Origin of the sequence: Azospirillum sp. B506 (assembly GCF_000333595.1) — a bacterium.
Taxonomy (GTDB): Bacteria; Pseudomonadota; Alphaproteobacteria; order Azospirillales; family Azospirillaceae; genus Azospirillum.
Window position 1 is genome coordinate 1 of sequence record NZ_BADK01000842.1, and the last position, 1,565, is coordinate 1,565.

General features: G+C 65.2%; 2 protein-coding genes. Both read left to right on the forward strand.

Going from position 1 to position 1,565, the window contains the following annotated elements; all coding sequences use genetic code 11:
• A partial coding sequence (locus I71_RS26210) for an ATP-binding protein (RefSeq protein ID WP_042700872.1) occupies positions 1 to 230 on the forward strand: 230 nt, incomplete at its 5' end.
• Positions 230 to 1,565 (forward strand): nitrogen regulation protein NR(I) (gene ntrC, locus I71_RS26215; protein ID WP_042700874.1); only part of this gene is annotated, 1,336 nt, incomplete at its 3' end. The genes I71_RS26210 and ntrC, both read left to right, overlap by 1 nt.

The following is a 1,565-nucleotide window of genomic DNA, read 5'->3' on the forward strand; positions in this document are numbered from 1 at the left end:
TCCTTTGTGACCAGCAAGTGAATGGGACTGGCCTTGGTCTTGCATTGGTGGCGAAACTGATCGGCGATCATGGCGGAACCATCGAGTTCGACAGCCAGCCTCGCCGGACCGTCTTCAAGGTGTCGCTGCCGATGTACGATGATTCGAAATACGACGAACCGAAACTTGCCGGCGAGTCGAAGATTTCTGACGCTGGCCTGCAGTCCAAGGGCGGCCGGGGGACTCGGTGATGAGCGCGGCGACCATTCTCGTCGCGGATGACGATCGCGCCATCCGCACCGTCCTGACGCAGGCCCTCGCCCGGCTCGGGCACGAGGTGCGCACCACCGGCAACGCGGCGACGCTGTGGCGTTGGGTTGCGGACGGGCAGGGGGATCTGGTCATCACCGACGTGGTGATGCCGGATGAAAACGGCCTGGACCTGATACCACGCATCAAGAAGCTGCGGCCCGAAATGCGCGTCATCGTGATGAGCGCGCAGAACACGCTGATCACCGCGGTGAAGGCGGCGGAACGCGGGGCATTCGAGTATCTGCCCAAGCCGTTCGATTTGAAGGAGCTGGTGTCGGTCGTCGAGCGGGCGCTGAACACCAACACGCCGCCGGCCGCCATGCCCGGCGGCGACATGGAGGGTGAGGAGCAGCTGCCGCTGATCGGGCGCTCGCCGGCCATGCAGGAAATCTACCGGGTGCTGGCCCGGCTGATGGGCACCGATCTGACGGTGATGATCACCGGCGAGTCCGGCACCGGCAAGGAGCTGGTGGCCCGCGCGCTGCACGACTACGGCAAACGGCGCAATGGTGCCTTCGTCGCCATCAACATGGCCGCCATCCCGCGCGAACTGATCGAATCAGAACTGTTCGGCCACGAGAAAGGCGCCTTTACCGGCGCCACCAACCGCTCGACCGGCCGGTTCGAGCAGGCGCAGGGCGGCACCCTGTTCCTGGACGAGATCGGCGACATGCCGCTCGACGCCCAGACCCGTCTGTTGCGCGTTCTGCAGGAAGGGGAATACACCACCGTCGGCGGACGGACAGCGATCAAGACCGACGTGCGCATCATCGCGGCGACCCACCGCGACCTGCGCACCCTGATCCGTCAGGGGCTGTTCCGTGAGGATCTTTTCTACCGCCTGTGCGTCGTGCCGATCCGTCTGCCGCCGCTCCGCGAGCGCACGGAGGACATTCCGCTTCTGGTCCGCCATTTCCTGAACATCGGCATCAGCCAGGGGCTTCCGGCCAAGAGCATCGATCAGGCGGCGATGGACCGGCTGAAGCGCTATCGCTGGCCTGGCAACGTCCGTGAACTGGAGAATCTCGTCCGTCGCCTGGCGGCGCTCTATTCGCAGGAGGTGATCGGACTGGACGTGGTGGAGGCGGAGCTTGCCGATGCCACCCCGGCCGCACAGCCGGTGGAGGAGCCGCAGAGCGAGGGTCTGTCCTCGGCGGTCGAACGCCACCTGAAGGACTATTTCGCCGCCCACAAGGACGGCATGCCGTCGAACGGTCTCTATGACCGGGTATTGCGCGAGATCGAACGGCCGCTGATCTCGCTCAGCCTGTCGG